Source organism: Cupriavidus necator, assembly GCF_013141915.1.
GTDB classification, from domain to species: Bacteria; Pseudomonadota; Gammaproteobacteria; order Burkholderiales; family Burkholderiaceae; genus Cupriavidus; species Cupriavidus necator_B.
The window spans coordinates 385705-406876 of record NZ_SROX01000002.1; the positions used below are offsets into that span (position 1 = coordinate 385705).

At 65.7% G+C, this 21172-nt stretch carries 19 protein-coding genes; 6 read left to right on the plus strand and 13 right to left on the minus strand.

Going from position 1 to position 21172, the window contains the following annotated elements:
- Window positions 1-26: 26 nt before the first annotated feature.
- The 3 genes from E5S69_RS06745 to E5S69_RS06755 form a co-directional block, all read right to left on the minus strand.
- Window positions 27-377 (minus strand): hypothetical protein, encoded by a 351-nt coding sequence (locus E5S69_RS06745; RefSeq protein WP_171514240.1) that lies wholly within the window; start codon window positions 375-377, stop codon window positions 27-29.
- Window positions 378-424: 47 nt separating this feature from the next.
- A complete protein-coding gene (locus E5S69_RS06750; RefSeq protein ID WP_171514241.1) occupies window positions 425-1864 on the minus strand; it encodes an HdeD family acid-resistance protein in 1440 nt (479 codons plus the stop codon).
- A gap of 141 nt (window positions 1865-2005) precedes the next feature.
- Complete coding sequence (locus E5S69_RS06755; RefSeq protein ID WP_171514242.1) at window positions 2006-2509, minus strand: two pore domain potassium channel family protein; 504 nt, start codon at window positions 2507-2509, stop codon at window positions 2006-2008.
- Between the two features lie 713 nt (window positions 2510-3222).
- Here E5S69_RS06755 and E5S69_RS06760 point away from each other — a divergent pair.
- Window positions 3223-3516 carry a hypothetical protein gene (locus tag E5S69_RS06760; RefSeq protein ID WP_171514243.1) on the plus strand — a complete coding sequence of 98 codons (294 nt, stop codon included), beginning with the start codon at window positions 3223-3225 and terminating at the stop codon, window positions 3514-3516.
- A gap of 86 nt (window positions 3517-3602) precedes the next feature.
- Here E5S69_RS06760 and E5S69_RS06765 read toward each other — a convergent pair whose 3' ends face one another.
- Window positions 3603-3941, minus strand: a complete 339-nt coding sequence (locus tag E5S69_RS06765; RefSeq protein WP_171514244.1) for an RcnB family protein — start codon at window positions 3939-3941, stop codon at window positions 3603-3605.
- Between the two features lie 390 nt (window positions 3942-4331).
- Between E5S69_RS06765 and E5S69_RS06770 the strand changes: the two genes are divergently transcribed.
- The gene (locus E5S69_RS06770; RefSeq protein WP_171514245.1) at window positions 4332-5504 is read left to right on the plus strand and encodes a diguanylate cyclase; all 1173 of its coding nucleotides are present in this window, start codon (window positions 4332-4334) and stop codon (window positions 5502-5504) included.
- Between the two features lie 147 nt (window positions 5505-5651).
- On the opposite strand, the gene E5S69_RS06775 is transcribed toward E5S69_RS06770, so the two are convergent.
- The 6 genes from E5S69_RS06775 to E5S69_RS06800 all read right to left on the minus strand — a co-directional run bounded on the left by E5S69_RS06775 (window position 5652) and on the right by E5S69_RS06800 (window position 11468).
- Window positions 5652-6467 carry a transporter gene (locus tag E5S69_RS06775; RefSeq protein ID WP_236901238.1) on the minus strand — a complete coding sequence of 272 codons (816 nt, stop codon included), beginning with the start codon at window positions 6465-6467 and terminating at the stop codon, window positions 5652-5654.
- Window positions 6468-6557: 90 nt separating this feature from the next.
- Entirely contained in the window at window positions 6558-7070 is a 513-nt protein-coding gene (locus E5S69_RS06780; RefSeq protein ID WP_171514246.1) for a hypothetical protein, read from the minus strand.
- A 10-nt stretch (window positions 7071-7080) separates the two neighbouring features.
- Window positions 7081-7899, minus strand: coding sequence for a DUF2092 domain-containing protein (locus tag E5S69_RS06785; RefSeq protein WP_171514247.1), 819 nt, complete (start codon window positions 7897-7899; stop codon window positions 7081-7083).
- Window positions 7900-8003: 104 nt separating this feature from the next.
- A complete protein-coding gene (locus E5S69_RS06790; RefSeq protein WP_171514248.1) occupies window positions 8004-9452 on the minus strand; it encodes a DUF1254 domain-containing protein in 1449 nt (482 codons plus the stop codon).
- A 67-nt stretch (window positions 9453-9519) separates the two neighbouring features.
- On the minus strand, window positions 9520-11268 hold the full coding sequence (locus E5S69_RS06795; RefSeq protein WP_236901239.1) for a DUF1254 domain-containing protein: 1749 nt from the start codon (window positions 11266-11268) through the stop codon (window positions 9520-9522).
- Window positions 11196-11468 (minus strand): H-NS family nucleoid-associated regulatory protein, encoded by a 273-nt coding sequence (locus E5S69_RS06800; RefSeq protein WP_171514249.1) that lies wholly within the window; start codon window positions 11466-11468, stop codon window positions 11196-11198. The genes E5S69_RS06795 and E5S69_RS06800 overlap by 73 nt, the downstream gene beginning before the upstream one ends.
- A gap of 91 nt (window positions 11469-11559) precedes the next feature.
- On the opposite strand from E5S69_RS06800, the gene E5S69_RS06805 reads away from it, so the two are divergent.
- Together E5S69_RS06805 and E5S69_RS06810 are read left to right on the plus strand one after the other, a co-directional pair.
- Window positions 11560-12543, plus strand: coding sequence for an AraC family transcriptional regulator (locus E5S69_RS06805; protein WP_236901240.1), 984 nt, complete (start codon window positions 11560-11562; stop codon window positions 12541-12543).
- Window positions 12544-12655: 112 nt separating this feature from the next.
- On the plus strand, window positions 12656-14449 hold the full coding sequence (locus E5S69_RS06810; RefSeq protein ID WP_171514251.1) for a diguanylate cyclase: 1794 nt from the start codon (window positions 12656-12658) through the stop codon (window positions 14447-14449).
- Here E5S69_RS06810 and E5S69_RS06815 read toward each other — a convergent pair.
- Window positions 14446-15000 (minus strand): single-stranded DNA-binding protein, encoded by a 555-nt coding sequence (locus tag E5S69_RS06815; RefSeq protein ID WP_171514252.1) that lies wholly within the window; start codon window positions 14998-15000, stop codon window positions 14446-14448. The two genes, E5S69_RS06810 and E5S69_RS06815, sit on opposite strands and share 4 nt — an antisense overlap.
- 227 nt (window positions 15001-15227) lie before the next feature.
- On the minus strand, window positions 15228-16478 hold the full coding sequence (locus E5S69_RS06820) for an MFS transporter (RefSeq protein WP_171514253.1): 1251 nt from the start codon (window positions 16476-16478) through the stop codon (window positions 15228-15230).
- 224 nt (window positions 16479-16702) lie between these two features.
- On the opposite strand from E5S69_RS06820, the gene uvrA reads away from it, so the two are divergent.
- Together uvrA and E5S69_RS06830 are read left to right on the plus strand one after the other, a co-directional pair.
- A complete protein-coding gene (uvrA, locus tag E5S69_RS06825) occupies window positions 16703-19564 on the plus strand; it encodes an excinuclease ABC subunit UvrA (protein WP_171514254.1) in 2862 nt (953 codons plus the stop codon).
- A 143-nt stretch (window positions 19565-19707) separates the two neighbouring features.
- Window positions 19708-20484, plus strand: a complete 777-nt coding sequence (locus tag E5S69_RS06830) for a hypothetical protein (protein WP_171514255.1) — start codon at window positions 19708-19710, stop codon at window positions 20482-20484.
- Window positions 20485-20554: 70 nt separating this feature from the next.
- Here E5S69_RS06830 and E5S69_RS06835 read toward each other — a convergent pair whose 3' ends face one another.
- The gene (locus E5S69_RS06835) at window positions 20555-21148 is read right to left on the minus strand and encodes a histidine phosphatase family protein (protein ID WP_171514256.1); all 594 of its coding nucleotides are present in this window, start codon (window positions 21146-21148) and stop codon (window positions 20555-20557) included.
- Window positions 21149-21172: the final 24 nt, after the last annotated feature.

A 21172-nucleotide genomic window follows, 5' to 3' on the forward strand; every position in this document is an offset into this window, starting at 1 on the left:
GGCCGGCGCAGGCGCGGCGGGACGGCTTACTGCGTGCATTTCTCCCGATACGCCTGCTGCAGCGACTTCCTGGGCCGGTCCCGTTCCAGCTCCGGCACCATGCGGCCTTGCGCGGTCTCGATGGCCGGCTCGGTGGCGCGGTACTCGCGCTTGGGCGCCTGCGCGATCTGGGCGGCCAGCGCCCGGCACTCGTCCGACTGGAGGCTGCCCGGCGTCGCGGCGGGATCGGGTCGGTAAGGGCTGGTGCCTTGTTGCACGGCTTCATTGATGGCGGCGGCGGCGCCGCCCTGGTCCGGCCTCTGCGCCTGCGCGCCGCATGCCACCGCGAAGGCGGCGACGGCGGCAACGCAGAGCAGGGCTCGCTGGGGTCTCGGCATGATGAAGTTCCTCCTTGGCTCGGCGGGTTTTGGCAAACACAGCGACTTTAATCGTTCGCGCCCCGCGTGGCATTACGCGCGTTTGCGGCATTTGCGGCATTGTCGGGGGCGGGGCCGTCGCCGGCGGCCGCCCTGCCCGCGTGCCAGTCCTGGCGCTGGCGCCGCATCTGTCCCAGCGCCATGCGGGTCATGCTGGCCCATCCGGACGGCCGCGGATCGGCCAGCATGCTGAGCGCGCGGGCGTAATCCAGCGTCAGCCCCGGGGTCCAGGCCATGGTCTTGGCGCGCTTGCGAATCTGCGCCGCCACCCATAGCTCGGGCGTGGCCAGCAGGCGCCACAGCGGCCGCCAGCCCCGGGCCAGGCGCCAGACCCGCGCCGAAGCGCCCTCCAGCGCCGCTTCCAGCGCGTGCGAGACCGTACTGGAACAATTGCGGTAGGTCAGGTTGTAGGTGGTGTCCTGGCGGTACGCCTCCCAGAAGCGGCGCAGGCGCTCGGCATCGTAGTTGCGGATGCGCACCTGCACCGTCGACGGGCACCAGGCGCGCGCTTCGGTCTCGTAATCCGGCTGGAACTTGCCCGCCACGTCGTTTTCGCGGGTGGCGCGCAGAATGCGGGTGAATTCGTCCGGCGACCGGTCGATCTCCTCGGCCGGGTACAGGCTGATGTAGATGCCCTCCGGCGATTCCAGTGCCGCGTGGCCCGTGGAGATGACGCCGTCGCGGTCCACCGCGGCGATATAGCGGTCCACCAGCGGCTGGCGGCGCGCTTCGCCGCGCGCCGATCCCACTGGCGTCCAGACATGCACCGCGAGCGCTCGCTCGCCTGGCCCGGGCGGGCCTTCCCACAGGGTCAGCTCGGGCGCGTCGCCGGCGGCGTGGGCGGCCGGCGTGGCATGGGCCGGCGCCGCGTCGGCCTCGTCCATGCCGGGGTTATGGTCCAGCCGGCGCAGGCGCGATGCCAGCACCAGCAGGTTCCAGCCGCCAAAGATCAGCCCCAGTCCAAGGCAGTACGGCACCGTGCCGACGTAGTGGGTCGGATACGGCTGGAAGAAGAAGATCGCGACCAGGATCTCGAACCCGCCGACGGCGACCGCCAGGCGCCAGGTGCGAAAGCGCACCACCCGCGCCGAAACGATCTGCAGCAGCCCGTCGGCCAGGAACAGCGTGCCGAAGATCATCGACAGCACGAAGTTGCCGTGATGGTGGCCGGCCAGGATCAGCAGCGCGGCAAAGCAGAACGACGCCCCCTTGACCTGGCGCAGCGTGCGCTGCCCACCCATGCCGCTGCGCGCCACTACCAGCGTGGCCAGGCCTTCGAGCAGCAGCACCACCGCGAACGGCGTCATCGGGAAGTAGATGGCGTTGTCCAGCGCATCGACGAACAGCACCACACCCAGCAGCACGCTCGCGCAACCCAGCCACAACAGGCCGCGCCAGCGCGTGCGCAGGTAATCCACGCCCAGCAAAATCATCACCAGTCTTGCCATGTTCGCTTCCCCTTGTTGTTGGCCGCCGGGTGCGGCACGTGGCTCCGGCACAGACGAAAGCGCGGAGACAGGTGCGATCGATGCCGATCGATGTTGCCGGAGGTGCGCTGCCGGCGGGCGATGCCGCCACGCCTTCGGACGCTAGCCGCGGCGATGCTCGCCTTCGTCGCGCTCCAGTTCCCAGTCGCGGCGCATCATGACGTAGGTGAACGAGGTGGACCAGCCGATCAGGATCAGGCCGACCAGCGGCTCGATACTGGCGATCAGGCGGCTGGCACCCACCGGAACGATATCGCCCAGGCTCTGGGTGGTAAAGGTTTCCAGGGCGAAGTAGGCATAGACCAGCGCGCCGGGCTGCGCGTGCACGCCCGACGCCTCGACCCCAGGCACGGCGACACCGGCCAGTCCGCCCAGACCCAGCACGCGATCGGCAAACCAGAAGCCCGCGGCGAACAGCAGCGCCTCCAGGCAATGGACCAGGATGATGCAGACGATCAGCACGCCGATATTCATGCGCCCGCTCCAGCGGCGCGGGTGCATCGCGGACAGCAGGCGCAGCGCCTCGTAGTGGATGCCGACCACCGCCACGGTCAGCACGGCGGCGCACAGCAGGGCCAGCGAATAGTGTTCGGCAGAGGTTTCCATGCGCAGGGGCACTCCCGTGGGGCGTCGGCACGATCGGGATGGTAAGGATCAGCCCGGGCAAAAAAATGACGCCCTCCAAAATAACACCGGAAGGCGTGGGGGAAAACCAGGGCACGTTTCGCGGCCCGCGCGCATGGTGCGGCGGCGGCCCTGGCAGAGGGTTGATGGCGGCCTGGCGGCCGCGTGGTTGGGCGGGTGCGATACGGAGCGGGTTCAGTTACCGGGCTTGCACGACAGGCTCACGTACAGCCCGCCGCCCCCCCGGTTTTCTGATGCCCCCGGATCGTTGCCGGGTAGCTCCAATCTATAAGGAGAAGGGGCCGCGATAAATCGTGCATTGGCATGGGCTGTTTCAACCGTGAAGCGCCCCGGACAACAGTAAAACGGCCGCCACCATGCCGCCCGTGGCGCGAGCGGCCGGCCTGCGGCAAGCCGCGCCAGCCCGGGCGCCCACGCGGGGCTGCCGGCCTCGCGGCACGTTATCGTCGACTCCGCTGCGAATATGCGTGCGAGTACCGTTCCCGGACCCTGGCGCGGGTGTCGCCCAGACGGCTGAACAATGGATGAATGACGAATGGCATGGCCTGTGAACGGCCGGTGCGAAAGCGTTCAAGCGCGCAACAAATAATCCCGGCTTACCCTTTTTATGAGGGTGATGTGCCGTGCCGCCAGAATGCGCGGGGCATGGTCCGGCAGACGTCTCCGGGGCGGTCATGCACTATGCTGAAGACTCCAACTGCTTTTGCGGGGAGGCCACTGTGCGTAAGTTCTTTCCAATCGTCACGGCAATATTGCTGTGCGGCGCGAGCAGCATGGCATTCGCCCACAACTGTCCAAACGAGATGAAGGCCATCGACGCCAAGCTGTCGTCCAAGCCCGCGCTGTCGCCCGAAGATGCCGCCAAGGTCGCCAGGCTGCGTGCCGACGGCGAGGCCTATCACAAGGCCGGCAAGCACGATGAAGCGATGAAATCGCTGCTCGAGGCGAAGAAGATCCTGGGCATCTGATAGCCGATGCCCGGCACAAGGTAAAACCGCCACGCGTTGAAGCGTGGCGGTTTTTTAATGTTTGCCGTCAAGCACCGGAAGGGGCCTCAGGACCCTGACCCGACCTGCTGGATCACGCCATTGGGCGCCACCAGGTAATACTCGGCTCCGATTCCGACCCAGCGCGTACCCTTGCGCGGCGCCGGCAGGTTGTACTGCTTGTAGTCGTCGATCACATACTGGCGATCGCGGAACTCGGTGGGCAGCCGGTCGCCCTTTTTCCACTGTTGCACCTGGCCATAGGGCGAGTTCTGCGCCTGCGGCGCGGACGCCGCCATGGGATCGGTCATCGGCCTGGACCTGGCACCGCCCTGCGCCATCGCGAACGGCGCCGCCAGCACGCTTGCCGCCAGCAACAACACTGGCATCGCTTTCTTGGTCTTCATCGTGATCTCCTTGCGTACGGGAAAACCGAACTGCCGGAGGATCCGACAGTATCTACCAGATTAGTCACAAATGCCGGCAAGTGGGCACCACGTGCTACCTGGCTGGGTTGACCTGGCTCGCTTTGTTCACAATTGTTTGCCCCCTGAGCCCCAATGGGGGGAGTCCCCGGCCGCCACCCGTGACTAGAATGCACCCCGACAGAAACACTTTGTTACCAGCGGTTGCCGTCCAGTTCGGTGGCGGCGGCCCGCAAGGCGGGCGCGTCGACGGCGCGACACAGCGCTCGCGCGGGCGCCCGCCGCTTTCCATGTTCCCTGGCTCACGCGCTTTCACGCGCCTTGCAAGCGGGCTTTTTCCCTGCCAGAGAACACCAAGACAGGGGACGCTCCGTGTTGCACGATGCCGGTCATTTCCTGGCCCTGGTCATTCCCGCCATGGCCTTGCTGCTTGCGCTCAGCTTCCTGTTCGCATGGCACCATGAGCGCACGCGGCCCTACCTGCTACAGGTGGGCGCCTGCTACCTGCTGTACGCGACGGCGATCGGGATGCAGATCCTGTGGCCGCCGCGCGCCGGCGCCGGCCATGCCACCGTCATCGGCGCGCTCTACCTGGGCAGCGCCGTGCTGCTCCTGCACGGCATGCTCGCGCGCATCGGCGCGCGCCCCGGCCGCTGCGCGGTGGTGGCACTGCCGCTGGTCCTGTGCGGCATGCTGGCGTGGTTCGAACTGGTCCAGCCCAGCCTGGTCGCACGGGTCTACATCGCGAACGTCGGCATGGCGCTGATCCTGTTGCTGGGCATCGCGCCCCTGGCCGGTCTGCGCAAGGGCCGGACCGTGGACCGCGTGCTGTTCTGGGTGTTCGTGGGATTCGCGCTGCAGTTCGTGCCGCGCACGGTGCTGACGCTTGCGCCAGCCGGGGTAGCCGACGCCGCCGCGCTGCCACGCACCGCCTACGGACTGTGGCTCCAGGCCACGCTGGCGTTGCTGCTGCTGACGCTCGCGCTGGCGCTGCTGGCGGCCACAGCGCAGGATGTCATCGACGGCCTGCGACATGAACGCGACACCGACCCGCTGACCCAGCTGCACACGCGCCGCAGCCTGGAAACCCTGGCGGCGCGCCAGATCCCGCCACGTCCGGGCGAGCCACTGAGCGTGGTGCTGTGCGACCTGGACTTCTTCAAGTTCATCAACGACAACTACGGCCACGGCGCCGGCGATGCGGTGCTGACGCAGGTCGGCCGCATCATTGCCGCGGGCATCCGCCGCCGCGATATCGCCGCGCGCCTGGGTGGCGAGGAATTTGTCGTGCTCTTGCCCGACACCCCGCACGACGCGGCGCTGCAGCTGGCCGAACGGCTGCGCCAGACGCTCGAGCAGGCCAGCATTGACGCCCTGCCCGGCATGCGCAAGGTCACCGCCAGCTTTGGCGTGGCCACGCTGCGGCCCGGCGAAGACCTGGAAGCGCTGCTGCTGCGTGCGGACAACGTGCTGTACACGGCCAAGAACAACGGCCGCAATTGCGTCGAGTGGGAACGGGAGTCCGGCCTGGCGGTGCCGGCATGACGCGGCAACAGAGCCGGCGCAGCCGGTCTATATCGCAGATCTGTTGCTGGCAGCGCGGCCCGGGTCGCATCCAGCGATGCCGCAGCGCAGCATGTGCTTGATTCCGGCCGCGTCGCTATCGTGGCGCTCGCCCGCGTGGAGGCAGGGCTACTTCGGAAACAGCAATGTCACGACGGCGCGGCCGCCCCAGCCATGGGGCGCCGATTTCGGCCCCTGCGCCCAATAGGTGGCGAACAGACCGAAACTGACCGGCCGTTCCCCGATCTTGACCAGCTTGCTGGCTCCGGCATGAATCGGCACGGTCCACTGCGACTGCCGCCAATCATAGGTGGCTTCCGTATTGAGCGTGTAGGTCCATGCCGTGGGCGTGGTGTAGGACAGGAATGGCTGGATGAAGGTGCTGCTCACCGCAGGCCGTCCGTTGTCGCCGGCGACGGACCAGATGTGATTGCCCAGCGCCCCATAGGTCCAGGGGCCATGCTGTATCAATCCGACCGCGGTCGGTCCGAGCCCCCACTTACGCCCGCTGAGCTGGTTCTCAGTGCCGGTGGGCAGCGACAGTGCAGGCCCCACGCCCCAGATCAAGCCGGACGCGGTGGGAGCCTTGGGAGAGAAGAACAGGCTCTGCACCGTATCGCCAAGGCCGGCCTGAGAACCCGAGCCCGGCGTGATCGACGACTGATAGGTCACCGGCACGATGGTGCGGGAGATCAGGTTCCAGTCCTCGCTCAGAGAAACCGGTACCACCGGCTGGAAGTTCATGGTCCAGCGCTCGCCGTCGCGCGCCGGCCCGATGCCTCGGTCGTAGTTGAACTGGAACGGTACGCTGACCAGCGCCGCCACGGGGTTGCTGAGTTTCTTTGCCAGTTCCTCCGAGTCTTCGGCATGGACTGACGGCGCCAGACCGATCAGAACCGCAGCAGCCATCCAGACCGGCCGCACCGGAAATAGTGGAATAGACATGGTCGGATTCGACTTCACCAATATCCGGAATCGAGCCTCGCCTGGCCTGCGCCATGCCGAGCCTGGTGCAGCGGGCCCCTTTCTATGGCATCAGTAGGGGGCATTGACGACCACGTACTGCGAGCCCTGCGGCTGATACCAGGTACTGCCGCACTGCTGGTAGACCATGCCCCCATAATTGACCGGCACGCAGCCCGGCGGCACGGAGCGAACCAGGGAACCCACGACCGCAGAGGTGACCGCCACCGTCGCGGTCACAGCCGCCGCCGTGGCGACGGGGTGGTAGTCATTGTCCCAGCCCCCGTGGCAGCAACCGCCGTTCTCCACGTTTACGTTGACATTGCGGTTCGAGTTGATGTTGACGTTGCGGTTGGCATTTACGCTGTTAACGCTGGTGCTGCGGACATTGTTGGTGCGCGCATCCGCGTGCCGGCTGTCGACTTGCCGCGCCCCGCCGCCGGCATGCGCCGCCTCGGCCCGAGGAGCGCCGCCGTGGGCACCGCCGCCGCGATTCGGGCGGGCCTCCGCGGTGATGCCGACTGCCACCGACAACATGGCGGCAGCCGTCCACATGGCAATACCTTTTCCAATTGCGTTTGTCATGGTGGCTCCTTTAACGGCCCTGCAGCGGCACGAACTTTGCCGGCATGGCGCCCTTCGGCGGAGTGAACGTAAACCGGGAATCAGCGAGCCTGGGATTCAGGTTCCACCGGATCGACGACACCGACTGCGGGCGCGCCTCATCGTTGCGATTGGTGATCACCAGCCGCTGCGGCAGCGGCCGCGGGCCGGTTGCGATCCAGATCTGCCAATCGATATCCCCCTGGCGAAATGCAAAATGGTCGCAGAGCGTATTGCCGACCATGTCCTGACCGGCGCTCATCGCCGAACTCATGCCTTCCAGCGGCGCCTGGGGCGTGCCCCACAGGAACAGATCCGCCATCGGGACCTCGACCCCGAACCGCTCTCTCAGGCGAGTCACCAGGTCGGCAAGGTTGTCGGTGAACGGAACCTGCGAGTAGTACTTCTGCTCGGGCATATAGAGCACCACGGTCTTGCCGTCATACAGCAGGTCGCGCGCGGAGCGCGCGCTGCGCATCTGTGCGCGCAGCTTGTTCGGGCGCTGTACGTCGACCCTGGCCGTGGCGGTATGCAGCAGCTTCTGTCCATCGGCCAGCACCCGCTCGCCGGACAAATCCACCTCGACCTCGAACCGGTTGAGCGTCTGCAGGTATTTCCCCATGTCGCGCAGCGCCTGGACCGCTGTGGGATCCACCGCATTGGCGGGTGCCGCGCCGCTGGGGGCCGGCGATGTCGCAACCGCCGGCGCCGCCGAGGGCGCGGATACCGGGTTGTCGCTTTTGGTCTGCGGCGCGCTGCCACATGCCGCCAGGCCAGTCGCAAGCACGCAAAGGACAGCTATGCGTCTCATCACAGTCTCCTCGATTCGAAAATCCAAAATACGGCTTGTCGCTTGGCGGTCCGTTTGGGTGGGGCCCGCGTCGGCTGCGCTGGCATGCGCCGGCGGTGCCGGTCTCAATTGACCTTTTCAAAATCGGGCAGCACCCAGGTCTTGTCGAAGAACGGCTTGGTCGGCCCGTAGAATCGGAAATAGCTGAACCATCCCTTTCCCGGCGTGGTTTGCACCCAGTTAGCTTCCTTGCCCGCGGGAGCTTTCTGCCCGAAGTACACATCGACGGAACCGTCACTGTTCCTGACCAGATCCTCCTTGCGCGAAGAAATGTCGGGACGGCCCTGTGGCGTGACGCCCATTTGCCGCGTGTCTTCATCGTAGGCGGTCACCGACCAGAATTGCCTGGTGGGTGGATTCGGCGGAATGCGCAGCCGGTATGTGCTTGCCCCCGTCAGCCAGTTGCCGTCATGGTCCTTGTACGAGGCGAGATAGCGTTGCCCCACGCCTGGCGTCTGGGTCAGCATTCCTTTCGAGATCACCACCGCCTCATAGAACCAGGCCGCGCGCTCATCCAGCTGGTCATACCCCGGCATGCGCTGATCGACCGAGACCACCAGCGCGTGCTTCCAGTTCGAGCCTGGCCAGAAGGGTGGCTCGACACGCTTGTCAGAGGTATTGGCCTTGGCCATGGCTTCGCCCACCACGACTGCGTCTTCCAGGATTTTCTTCTGCCGGGCGTCCGGGTTGAAAGGCTTGCCCTTTTCAATGCCAAGGAACCGCAGCTGCGCCAGGATCAGGCGGTCCCGCTCCATCACCGGCTCGCTCTGCACCACCTTGTTCAGACTCTCCCAATAAGCCATGCCGCGCGGCGGCATCTGGCTCCACTGGAGGTCGCCGGCATGGCGCACGCGCATGACGTCGACCTTACCGTTGGGCGACCACTTATATGTCTTGATGCCGGGGATCAGCTCACGTATGGCCTTTTCCTTGTCCGCATCGAGCAGGCGAACTCCGGCAAGCACCGTCCTGCCGGGGGACTGGACCACATAATAGCCCTTGGGCTTCACCGGCTTGTGCCCGGGCGGCAGGATCAGGTACTTGCCGCCCTTGCCCTGGTCGGGGCCGACCACGCCGAGATCGGCGAGAACGCGCTGCCAGGCATCGAGGATCATGCCGGCCATCAGGCCGGGCGGCAGTTCCACGACGATGGGACCGCTCTCCTGCAGGTCGACCAGCGTAGCGATATAGGGGGTGGTGTAGTTGGGCGTGAGGATGCCGAGCTTCTCCTTGAAATCGAGATACGACAGCATCTCGCCATTCTTGCCCTTGAAGATATCGCGGTGTGCCAGTCGCCATTCGGCCAGCCCGACCGCGGGAATGCCCCAGATATACGCCTGGGTGGCGCGCTGGAAGTCCATCTCGTCGTAGAGCTTGGCCACGGTTTGCTGGGACGGATATCCGCTTTCAAAGGTCAGTTTCCCGATGCGGGTGTCGACACTCTGCTGTGCAATGGCGCTCGAGGCAGCCAGGGCGAAGGCTGCGTGGACAATGAAAGCACGGAGCGGTGGCATGTTGGGTCCTTGCAGGATGCGCCAGCGCATGGCTGGCTGATCGAAGGGATAGGAGCCTTTGGCAGGCCTAATTGATCTTTTCGAAGTCCCCGGGTTTCCAGCTTCCGTCGATGGCCGCCTTAGCAGGCGCGTATAGACGCAGGATTGCAAAGAACCCGCGCCCCGGCACCGTGGCAAGCCAGTTGCCTTCGGCGCCTTTTGGCGCCTTGGGCCCGATATACAAGGTGGTGCTGCCATCGCCGTCCTGCTTCGGATGGTTGAGCTTGCCCAGTGACGGGAATGGCTGGCCGTTGTCCAGGCCCGCGGCATTTTCCGATTCGTAAAGCGTGACCGACCAGAACAGCTCGGCGGGAATGCCGGGCGGCAGCTTGATTCGATAGCTGTGGGATCCGGCCAGCGGACGACTCGCGCTGTCATTAAACGCGACCATGTAGAACGCTCCCTTGCCGGGCGTCATCGAGACCATGCCCGGGCTGAGCGAGTAGTAGTCGGTAAAGAACCACGTGCGGGCGTCCAGATCGCGGTAGCCGCCCTGGTTCGATTGGAAGGCCAGGTCCAGGGGAGCGTTGGGCCAGCGCGAAGACAGGTTGTTGACCGGATTGACCCATTGGCGGTCCGCGAATACGCGATAGTCGGTGCTTCCGCTCCGGTTCTGCAGCCCGATTACCCGGCTCATGTTGTAGCCCGTCCTGGCGGCGGCATCGAGGATCTTCGTGGTGCCGCCGTCCGGCTCGAAGGGCTTTCCGGCGGCGATGCCCAGGCCCGCCAGCATGCCCAGCCAGTCCGCCTCCGCAAGATGGCGGCCTTCCGTGTCGACCAGATACTTGAGCTGGCGGAAGGCGGTGGCATCGGTGCGCGGCAGCATCTCGTGCGGCTTGCCGGAGGCGTCGTAGAACTTCATCTTCTCGGCACTGTCTTTCTTGCCCAGCGGATAGAGCACCGACTGCTTCAGGATATCGACCGCCGGCCCGATATTGGCGAGATCGTTATAGAACGAGCGCAGGAAGATAAAGACATTGTTGGTGCCGGACCGATAGACATAGTAGCCCGGTGGAACCTCGCCGCTATAGCCCGGCGGCAGCAACAGAAACTTGCCGCCTGCGCCACCATCCGGGCCTGGCAGGCCGACGTCGCCAAAGAACTTGCCGCCGTCATGCGGGATCGGACGCTGCCAGAAGTCGAGCAAAATGCCCTGCAACTTGGGTGGCGCCTCGAACACGAGCGGTCCGGTGTCGGCAAGGTTGACGAACACCATGCCGTAAATCAGATCGGAATTCGGCGTGGTAATGCGCGTCTTGGCATCGAGGCGCTTCTCCCAGATCGCCATGGTGTGGTAGCCGGTGCCGAACGATTGCGCGAAACCGTCGCGCATGCCCATGGTGTTTAGTAGCGGTAGCGCCCAAAGGTAGGTCTGCGTGGCGCGCTGGAACGTCAATTCTTCTTGCAACGTCCTGGCGGTCTTGTCGGTCGGACGGTTCTCCTTGAACGGCAGTTTCGCGATGGACTCGAAGCGGCCGGTCTCGCCCTGGGCCCGCCCGGGCATCGCTAGAGCCAGTACCGACGAGACGGCGAGCGCAAACAAGGTATGGGCGGGGCGTGTCATGGCATTGTCGTCCGATGGATGCGGCCAGTTGCCGGCACAACGTTGCGGGCAACTGGCATGGCTTGGGAAGTGAAACTTTTTGTCTGGCTGATTTAGTCTTTTTGCAGTGCTCTGGTCTCCACCGGACGATCGTAGGAAAATCAACCATCGACGCGGAATTTCTCCCAGTCCTGGCCGCGGATCCACGCCGGTGGGCGCCCATGTCCGTTCCATGTTTTGCCGGTGCCGGGATCCCGGTATTGCACGAGATCGGACAGGTCAGGCGCGAACAGTTCGTCGGGCGTTATTCCGTAGGCGCGGATCTGCTGGCGTACGGTGCGGATAACCTCCTTCAGTTCCCGTCTGCGCAGTGCCTCTGCCTTCGCCTCGAGCTCCCTGATATGCGCTTTCAGTTGCCGATAGGTATCTGACATGCACGGATTCCGGTGGGAGGTTACGGTGCCTAGCTTAGGCAGCGGCGGAAGCGGCCACTATCCAGAAAGCGAAAAACCCGGAGGCTCCGGTTTGACAGCTTCGTCGGCGTACTTCCTGCACACCTACTCCGGGTTCGAGCCGTTGCAGGCGTTCGATATCGTCTACGGCGGGCATTTCGAGCATCGCCTGCTCCGCGCCGGCAACACCACAATGGAGCACCAGCGCCTGCAACTGGGTGAGGTGCGCCTGGAGTCTGGTTGCTACGACTTCCCGGTGATCGCGCAGGGCAGCATGCCCGACGACGCCCTCTGCATTGGCTTTGTGCTGAACGGCCACGACACGACGCGCTACAACCTGACTGATATCGCGGCCGACGACATTCAGCTTTATCCCGGCGGCGTCGAACTGCTCTACCACGCCCGTCGCGCCTCGCGATGGATCAATTTCACGACCACGGAAACGTTGCTGCAGCAGACCGCCCTGCAAAGACGCGGACGACCGCTGCCGCTGCGGGGTGGAGCGGCGCACTCCATTACCTTGCCTGCCGGACGGCGCGGTTATCTGGGCCGGGTCGCAATGGACGCCTTCGCCCTGGCGCGGTCGCTGGCGTCGACGGGCGGCATCGGCGAGGCGCTGGAACGCGATATGTCGGCATCGCTGCTGGGCTGCTATGTCGACGCGCTGTCAGACGCCGGCCATGCGCTTTGTCCGCATGACACGGCGGTGGGGCGGCATCAGCATCTGATCCGTGCCTGCGAGCGGCTCTTGGTAGAAGGCGGCGACGCGGACATCGCGCTCGGCGAGATCGCCCGCCGCAGCGGCTACAGCCATCGGGCACTGCAGCTCATTTTCCGGCGCAGCGTCGGCATGACGCCCGGCAGATGGTTCCTGGGCGTGCGTCTCAATGGTGCGCTGAGGGACCTGATCACGGCTCCTGCTTCGTGCACCGTATCCGAGGTTGCCACGCGCTGGGGCTTCCATCATTACGCCAGGTTCTCGGCGCAATACCGTGACGCTTTCGGAGAGTTGCCAAGCCGCACGCTGCAGCGCAACCGCGCACGGTTAAGCGGCTAGTCAGTGTTCCGGCGGCGGCACGCCGGCGCCCGCCGGCCGGCTCGGCAAAAGTGATCAGGCAGCTTTTCCCCCTTTACGATAGCCAATGCAGGCAAGAGCCCGCTCAGCGCAGATGACCTCGCCCCTGGATACCCCGGCCGCCACGCACGACGCCTTGCCATCCGCGCTTTGGCGTGCGCTCGCCGGGCACCCCCGACGCTTCGTTCTGGTCTCGTTCGGCCTGGCGCTGGCCCTGCTGCTGGGGATGCTGTGGTGGGGGCTGCTGCTGGCGCAGGGCCGGGAGCTCGAATCGCTCAGGCAGATGCAGGCGCTACGCGCCGGCAGCATCGATGCGCTGCTTCATCTCGAAGCCCAGCGCCTCCTCAGCCTCAGGAACTTCGCGGAACACCTGTTGGCGCTACCGCGGCACTTGCCGAGGCCCACGGACGCGGATTTGCGCAGCGCGTTCTCTCGCCGGCACGATCCGGTATGGGCGGTTGCATCGCGCGATACCGCATCGGTCTACGGTTTCGGGCCGGAGCAACTTCATGCCATGCCCGGCTTTGCGCGACATGACGAAACGTTGCTGGCTGAAATGACGGTGGCCCGCGGCTTAAGTCATTTGCTGAGCGCCGCGCCGAAGGATCCGGCCTTCCAGCGACGCATGACCTGGATATCGAGCAACGGATTGATCGTCACCGCTCCGCCGGTTCCGCAACAGGACGCGGTGGCGTTGCTGCGGCGCTATGGCGCCGCAGCGGCCTTCCGGCAGGGCCCGACCGCAAACGTTGCCGACGACCACCTGCGCTGGGAAGTGGCAGCCGCTACGGCCGAACCCGACGACATCTCGCTCTTCTTGAGCGTACCGGTCTATACGGAGAAGATGTTGCTCGGCATCGCCATGCTGGAGATTCCCCGAAGCAGCCTCGACGACTACCTGGGCGCCGCGCCTTACCATGAGCTCGCCAGCTATCTCACCGATCGCAACGGCAAGCTGCTCGCGGCCAGTACCCGCAGGGTACGTCCCGGCGAATCGCTGCATGCCGCGCTCGCCGGCAATTGGCCGCCCGGCGCCCTGACCGCCATCATCGCGTCGGCCTCTGGCCTGGAAGCGGACGGCAGCGGCCATCAATTGCTGGTCCGATCCATTGCCCGCGGCAACCTGCGGATGGTCGATGAAGTGTCGACCCGGAAGTTACTGGCGGCCAGCGCCGCGCGCCTCGGCGGCGTGGTTGGCGCCGCGGCGCTGGCACTGGTCATCCTGCTGGGCATCACGCTCGCCATCGTCCATACCTTGTTCAAGCACTATCAGGCGCGCGGGGAAGCGCTGCGCAGCCTGGCGGAGACCGATGCGCTGACCGGGCTGGCCAATCGCCGCACCTTTGCCCACCGGTTCGACGCGTGGGCGGCGCAGGGCAAGCACCGGCACATGCCGCTCTCCGTGATCCTGCTCGATATCGACCATTTCAAGAAGATCAACGACCACTGGGGGCATGCGAGCGGCGATGCGGTGCTGCGCGCGCTGTCGGACGCGCTGCGCGGCAATGTGCGCAAGGACGACCTGCCTGCACGGCTTGGCGGCGAGGAATTCGCGGTGCTGCTGCCGGGCACTGATATCGACAGTGCGGCCGCTGTTGCCGAGCAGCTCAGGCTGATCCTGCAGGCCCTGCGTTGCCGGCCCGCCGAGGATGCCCGCCTGATGAAGGATATCCGCTTTACCGCATCGTTCGGCGTGGCTGAAATGCAAGCCGACCACGCCAGCGCACGCGATGCGCTGGTGATGATCGCCGACCAGCGGCTCTATGCAGCGAAGACGGGCGGGCGTAACCGCGTGGTATCGCGCCGGCCAGCAGACGGCAGCAATGAAGAAGCCCGCACAAGCGGGCTCCACGGTGAAACTTGCCAGACGGAGAACGGCAGGCGTTAGAACGGGATATCGTCGTCCATATCCTCGAAGCCATTCGACGCCGGCTGCTGCGGCCGGCGCGCCGCGCCACCGCCCTGGCCGCCGCCCTGACCACCCTGACCACCCTGGCTGCGCCCGCCGCCGTAGCCGCCGCCCGACGCTTCGCGGCTGTAGCCACCGCCACCGCCAGCGCCGCCGCCGTAGCCGCCTTCGTCACCGCCAGCGCCAGCGCCGCCCTGGCGCGAGCCCAGCATCTGCATCTGGTCGGCAACGATTTCGGTCGAGTACTTGTCCTGGCCGGACTGGTCCTGCCACTTGCGGGTGCGGATGCGGCCCTCGATATAGACCGACGAACCCTTGCGCAGGTACTGGGCGGCGATCTCGGCCAGCTTGCCGAACATCGCCACGCGGTGCCATTCGGTGGCTTCCTTCATCTCGCCGGACTGCTTGTCCTTGTAGCGGTCGGTGGTGGCCAGGCGCAAGTTGGTGACGGCGTCGCCGCTGGGCATGTAGCGCGTTTCCGGGTCTGCGCCGAGGTTGCCGACGAGAATGACTTTGTTGACCGATGCCATGTGAATGTTCTCCAAAAGCCACGCGCGGTGTTGAAAAGCGTGGCAATACGATGACGGTAAAAGCGGGTTGTAGTGTGACGCGATACGGCGGCGACGTAAACGAAACCACGTAAACGAAACAACGTAAACGAACATCGCGCCCCCGCCAGGATGCCGGGTGGCGCGATGATGCTAGGCCTCTTTCGGGCCCGAATGCTTTACGAAGTGATGCGAAGCCGGGAGCAGGATCAGGCCGCGGTGGCCGGTGCGGCTTGCTGGCCCCGTGCCGGCGGCGCCTTCATGCTCCACGCGATTATAAGCCAGAGCAACAGCACCGCCGCGCAGCCCACGAATACGGCGCTGCGGCCCTCGTGCTTGAGCAGCCAGCCGCCGGCGGCACCACCCAGGAACAGGCCCAGCGCCTGGGTGGTGTTGTAGACGCCGAGCGCCGCGCCGCGCGCGGCCGCGGCGTAGCGCGACACCAGCGACGGCTGCATCGCCTCCAGCACGTTGAAGGCGACAAAGAACAGCAGCAAGACCCCGACGATCGCCCACAGGCCATGCACCGCGGCAAACAGCAGCTGCACCGCGGTCATCAGCGCGACCGCGCCCAGCAGCACCGGGCGCACGCGGCCGTAGCGCTCGGCTGCCATCATCGGGCCCAGCATCAGCACGAACGACACCAGCACCACCGGCAGGTAGACCTTCCAGTGCTGGTCCAGCGGCATGCCGGCATCGGCCAGCATCGCCGGCACCACCATGAACATCGCCACCTGCGACGCATGCAGCGCCAGCACGCCCACGTTGAGGCGCGCCAGGTCGGCATTGAGCAGCACCTTGCGGAACGGCAGGCGCACCGGGTGCGGCGGCGGCGGGGTCGGCACCAGGAACACCGTCACGCCGATGGCGATCACGCCCAGCACCGACATCAGCCCGAAGATGCCGGACATGCCGATGCTGTGCAGCAGTGGCGAGGCAATCACCAGCGACAACGCGAAGGTCAGCCCGATGCTGCCGCCCACCATCGCCATGGCCTTGGTGCGATGGCGCTCGCGGGTCAGGTCAGCGATGCAGGCGGTGATCGCGGCCGAGATCGCGCCCATGCCCTGCAGCGCGCGCCCGGCAATGATGCCGGAGAGCGTGTCGGAAAACGCGGCCACCAGGCCGCCGGCGATGAACAGCAGCAGGCCCGCCACCATCACCGGCTTGCGCCCGATGCGGTCGGACAGCCAGCCCAGCGGGATGTGCAGGAAGGCCTGCATCAGGCCGTAGATGCCCATGGCCAGGCCCACGCGCTGGGCGTCGTGCCCATCGGGCAGTCCGCGGGCGTATTCGGCAAAGACAGGCAGGATCAGGAACAGGCCCAGCATGCGCAGCGCAAAGATGCTGGCCAGCGATATCGCGGCGCGCAGTTCGGCGCGCGTCATGCGTTCGCGCGTGGGGGCTTGGGATGCGTCGGCGGCACCCGTATCCGGAGAAGAAGACTGGATCGACGGCATTGCGATCGTGGGATCGTGTGGATTCGGGATGGGGCTGGTTGCCGGTGGGCGGCAACGGTCGGGTCCGCTCGTGGCCGGACAACCCCGGAAACCGAAGTTGGGTATATTAACAGGTTTGCTCCTTCGCGCTTCCCGGGTCACCTGGCCATGCCAGCTGCCCTCAGAGGTGCGCCCGGGCGCGCATTCCGGCCGGGGCGGCCTGCCTGGCGACGACTTTTCGGCATATGGAAGAAATCAAGATCCGTGGGGCGCGTACCCACAACCTGAAGAACATCAATCTCGACCTGCCGCGCAACCGGCTGATCGTGATCACGGGCCTGTCCGGCTCCGGCAAGTCTTCGCTCGCCTTCGATACGCTCTATGCCGAGGGCCAGCGCCGCTACGTGGAATCGCTCTCGGCCTACGCGCGCCAGTTCCTGCAGCTGATGGAAAAGCCCGATGTCGACTTGATCGAGGGGCTGTCGCCGGCCATCTCGATCGAGCAGAAGGCCACCAGCCACAACCCGCGCTCCACCGTCGGCACCGTCACCGAGATCCACGACTACCTGCGCCTGCTGTACGCGCGCGCCGGCACCCCCTACTGCCCCGACCACAACCAGCCGCTGCAGGCGCAGAGCGTGTCGCAGATGGTTGACGCGGCGCTGGCGCTGCCCGAGGACACCAAGCTGATGATCCTGGCGCCGGTGGTGGTCGACCGCAAGGGCGAGCACTCGGACCTGTTCGACAGCATGCAGGCGCAGGGCTTCGTGCGCTTCCGCATCCGCTCCGGGGGCGGCACCGCGCATGAGGCGCAGGCCCGGGTCTATGAGGTCGATGCCCTGCCCAAGCTGAAGAAGACCGAGAAGCACAGCATCGACGTGGTGGTCGATCGGGTCAAAGTACGCGCCGATATCAAGCAGCGCCTGGCCGAGTCGTTCGAGACCGCGCTGCGCCTGGCCGACGGCCGCGCGCTGGCGCTGGAGATGGACAGCGGCAAGGAGCACACCTTCAGCTCGCGCTTTGCCTGCCCGATCTGCTCGTATTCGCTGCAGGAACTGGAGCCGCGGCTGTTCTCGTTCAACAACCCGATGGGCGCGTGCCCGAGCTGCGACGGGCTGGGGCAGATCACGTTCTTCGATCCGAAGCGCGTGGTGGCCTTCCCCAACCTGTCGCTGTCTTCGGGGGCGATCAAGGGCTGGGACCGCCGCAACCAGTTCTACTTCCAGATGCTGCAAAGCCTGGCGGCGTACTACGACTTCGACACCGAGACGCCGTTCGAGGAGCTGCCGGAAAACGTGCAGCAGGTGGTGCTGCACGGCTCCGGCGAACTGGAAATCCCGTTCACCTATATCAACGAGCGCGGCCGCACCACGGTGCGCGAGCACGTGTTCGAAGGGATCATTCCCAACCTGGAACGCCGCTACCGCGAGACCGACTCCGTGGCCGTGCGCGAAGAACTGGCCAAGTACCAGAACAACCAGCCCTGCCCGGCCTGCCACGGCACCCGGCTGCGCACCGAGGCGCGCCACGTCAAGCTGGGCGACGGCGAGCAGGCGCGCGCGATCTTCGAGATCAACGGCTGGCCGCTGCGCGATGCGCTGACCTACTTCCTGACGCTGGACATGCACGGCGCCAAGCGCGAGATCGCCGACAAGATCGTCAAGGAGATCACCGCGCGGCTGAACTTCCTCAACAACGTGGGCCTGGACTACCTGTCGCTGGAGCGCAGCGCCGACACGCTGTCGGGCGGCGAGGCACAGCGCATCCGGCTGGCGTCGCAGATCGGCTCGGGCCTGACCGGCGTCATGTACGTGCTGGACGAACCCTCGATCGGCCTGCACCAGCGCGACAACGACCGGCTGATCGGCACGCTAAAACATCTGCGCGACATCGGCAACTCGGTGCTGGTGGTCGAGCATGACGAGGACATGATCCGCGCCTGCGACTACGTGGTCGATATCGGCCCGGGCGCCGGCGTGCACGGCGGCATGATCGTGGCCGAGGGCACGCCGCGGCAGATCGAGGCCTCGCCGGCTTCGCTGACCGGACAATACCTGTCCGGCCAGCGCCGCATCGAAGTGCCGAAGCAGCGTACCGCGCCAGACGACGAGCGCTTGCTGCGCATCGTCAATGCCAGCGGCAACAACCTGCGCAACGTCACCGCCGAAGTGCCGGTGGGCCTGCTGACCTGCATCACCGGCGTGTCCGGTTCAGGCAAGTCGACGCTGATCAACGACACGCTCTACCACGCGGTGGCGCGCCACCTGTACGGCTCGACGCCGGAGCCGGCGGCACACGACCGCATCGAGGGGCTGGAGCACTTCGACAAGGTCATCAACGTCGACCAGAGCCCGATCGGCCGCACCCCGCGCTCCAACCCGGCCACCTACACCGGCCTGTTCACGCCGATCCGCGAACTGTTCGCCGGCGTGCCGGCGGCCAAGGAACGCGGCTACGACCCGGGCCGGTTCTCGTTCAACGTCAAGGGCGGGCGCTGCGAGTCGTGCCAGGGCGACGGCGTGCTCAAGGTCGAGATGCACTTCCTGCCGGACGTGTACGTGCCGTGCGACGTCTGCCACGGCAAGCGCTACAACCGCGAGACCCTGGAGGTGCTGTACAAGGGCAGGAACATCTCCGAGGTGCTCGACCTGACCGTCGAGCAGGCGCATGAGTTCTTCAGCGCGGTGCCGGTGGTGCGGCGCAAGCTGCAGACGCTGCTCGACGTGGGGCTGGGCTATATCCGCCTGGGGCAATCGGCGACCACGCTGTCGGGCGGCGAGGCGCAGCGCGTGAAGCTTTCGCTGGAACTGTCCAAGCGGGATACCGGTCGCACGCTCTATATCCTCGATGAGCCGACCACCGGCCTGCACTTCCACGATATCGAGCTGCTGCTCAAGGTCATCCACAAGCTGCGCGACCAGGGCAATACGGTTGTCATCATCGAGCACAACCTGGACGTCATCAAGACTGCCGACTGGCTGATCGACATGGGGCCGGAGGGCGGCGCCGGCGGCGGGCAGGTGATTGCGCGCGGTACGCCGGAGGCCGTGGCGAAGAGCAAGGCCAGCTTTACGGGGAAGTACCTGAAGCCGTTGTTGGCGCGATAGGGCCTCGGGAATTTTCTTGCGATGCCCCGGTAAGAATCCTCGGACTGGCCCGCATCAGCGGTTAAGTTAATTGCCTTGCATCAAGATGTGGTGACATTGATGGCTTAGGCGCTCGCTCCATCTCCTAACGTGAGGATATGGACGTGTCCCATCACGTCCTTCCTTTACTGAGCAACGAGGAGACGCCGATGCGAAGTCGAATTCAGTATGCGCTCAAGATCACCGCGCTCGGGGCTGCGGCAAGCATGACATCCGCCCTTGCGCAGAATGCGCCTGACAATGCGATACCCAATGCCGATGGGTCCCGTACCATCCTGCGGTCGCAACAATTGCCTGAAGCCAATGAGCGCCACGCGCGCTGGTGCAGACTGCACGGCGGGGTAGACATCACCAATGACGGCGACGTGACGCTCGGTCAGAAGACGCTGGATGCAGTGGTCTGCCGGCGGCTAGATCCTTCCGCGCGGGGATTCTCCGGCGCCTATATCCCCAAGAGTCTCGACAAGAACGTCATCTCGCCCGACGCTGAGATGGAGAAGGCGCCCTTCATCATTCCGCAGTCCCCGCGGATGTCGCCCGAACAGGACGGCCGCTTGGCCCCCCATTCATCGGCTGTAGTTCCTACCATCAGCGTCTACCCCAACAACGGCTATACCACTAAGAGAGACACCCTCTTCTATCCCGCTTCCTACGCAATCTTCTATGATTTCACAGGCAGCCCTAAAGGACGCGTCGTATCGAAGATTCCTTCATTGGGATGCCAATGGAGCTGGGAAGGTCTGATCCAATGGAATCCGCACCAAGTCGATGGCTTCACCGCCTGCATGGCGCCATCGTTTCAAGCAGTGGTTGGAACCAATATCGAAGCATGTGTGGGCTTGTGGTGCGCGCGCGGTGAAGGGTCTTTTGTCGTTGAATAGCCTTGTCACACCGAAGGCCAACGGCGCGGTACTAGCCTTGGCAGCCGGCGGCAACGTCCACAGCCCGCTTTCAATCCAACCCGGTAGCCGGCAACACCCGCGTGCGCCGCGCCGTACCGTCCTGCTGCAACTCGATCACCACACCACCACCGCTGTCGGCACCATGGCCTGTCAGCGCGGTGATCACCACCTGGTGCGTGACCATCAGGTAAGGCCCGCCGCGCGGGTCGAGCCCGTCGATCAGCCGCGACAGCTGCGCCACCTGCGCGTCGCGGCGCTGCGCCTCTGCGCCGAAGAATGAATTGAGCAGCGGCTGCACCTGTACCGGCGCCAGCCCCATCAGGCGCGCCGTGTCCAGGCAGCGACACCATGCACTGCTCCACACCTGCGTCGGCCCGAAGCCAGCCGCCTTCCAGCTTGCCCCCAGCCGTGCCGCCTGCTCGCGTCCGCGCGCGTCGAGGTTGCGCTGGGTGGCGCAATCGGCCAGCGGGAACCCGGGCGGGTCGCCCACGCCCGGCGCGCTGGCATGGCGCAGCACCACCACGACATTGGGGTGCCGCAGCTCGGTCACTGCGATCTCGCGCTGTGATGCCGGAGCGACCTGTGCGGCAGCAAGCGTCGGGACCATGGCAAGCAGCGCAAGCCATCTGCAAAAGGCGGGCATCGGCGGCTCCGGTGATGGGCCAAC

Bases quoted from the DNA above. Each gene is read 5' to 3' on its own strand.
- E5S69_RS06835 (WP_171514256.1), bottom strand. From the start codon at position 21,148: ATGCCCGCCTTTTGCAGATGGCTTGCGCTGCTTGCCATGGTCCCGACG.
- E5S69_RS06785 (WP_171514247.1), bottom strand. From the start codon at position 7,899: ATGAGACGCATAGCTGTCCTTTGCGTGCTTGCGACTGGCCTGGCGGCA.
- E5S69_RS06810 (WP_171514251.1), top strand. From the start codon at position 12,656: ATGACCTCGCCCCTGGATACCCCGGCCGCCACGCACGACGCCTTGCCA.
- E5S69_RS06775 (WP_236901238.1), bottom strand. From the start codon at position 6,467: ATGTCTATTCCACTATTTCCGGTGCGGCCGGTCTGGATGGCTGCTGCG.
- E5S69_RS06755 (WP_171514242.1), bottom strand. From the start codon at position 2,509: ATGGAAACCTCTGCCGAACACTATTCGCTGGCCCTGCTGTGCGCCGCC.
- E5S69_RS06780 (WP_171514246.1), bottom strand. From the start codon at position 7,070: ATGACAAACGCAATTGGAAAAGGTATTGCCATGTGGACGGCTGCCGCC.
- E5S69_RS06790 (WP_171514248.1), bottom strand. From the start codon at position 9,452: ATGCCACCGCTCCGTGCTTTCATTGTCCACGCAGCCTTCGCCCTGGCT.
- E5S69_RS06760 (WP_171514243.1), top strand. From the start codon at position 3,223: ATGCACTATGCTGAAGACTCCAACTGCTTTTGCGGGGAGGCCACTGTG.
- E5S69_RS06800 (WP_171514249.1), bottom strand. From the start codon at position 11,468: ATGTCAGATACCTATCGGCAACTGAAAGCGCATATCAGGGAGCTCGAG.
- uvrA (WP_171514254.1), top strand. From the start codon at position 16,703: ATGGAAGAAATCAAGATCCGTGGGGCGCGTACCCACAACCTGAAGAAC.
- E5S69_RS06765 (WP_171514244.1), bottom strand. From the start codon at position 3,941: ATGAAGACCAAGAAAGCGATGCCAGTGTTGTTGCTGGCGGCAAGCGTG.
- E5S69_RS06815 (WP_171514252.1), bottom strand. From the start codon at position 15,000: ATGGCATCGGTCAACAAAGTCATTCTCGTCGGCAACCTCGGCGCAGAC.
- E5S69_RS06750 (WP_171514241.1), bottom strand. From the start codon at position 1,864: ATGGCAAGACTGGTGATGATTTTGCTGGGCGTGGATTACCTGCGCACG.
- E5S69_RS06795 (WP_236901239.1), bottom strand. From the start codon at position 11,268: ATGGAACGGACATGGGCGCCCACCGGCGTGGATCCGCGGCCAGGACTG.
- E5S69_RS06745 (WP_171514240.1), bottom strand. From the start codon at position 377: ATGCCGAGACCCCAGCGAGCCCTGCTCTGCGTTGCCGCCGTCGCCGCC.
- E5S69_RS06820 (WP_171514253.1), bottom strand. From the start codon at position 16,478: ATGCCGTCGATCCAGTCTTCTTCTCCGGATACGGGTGCCGCCGACGCA.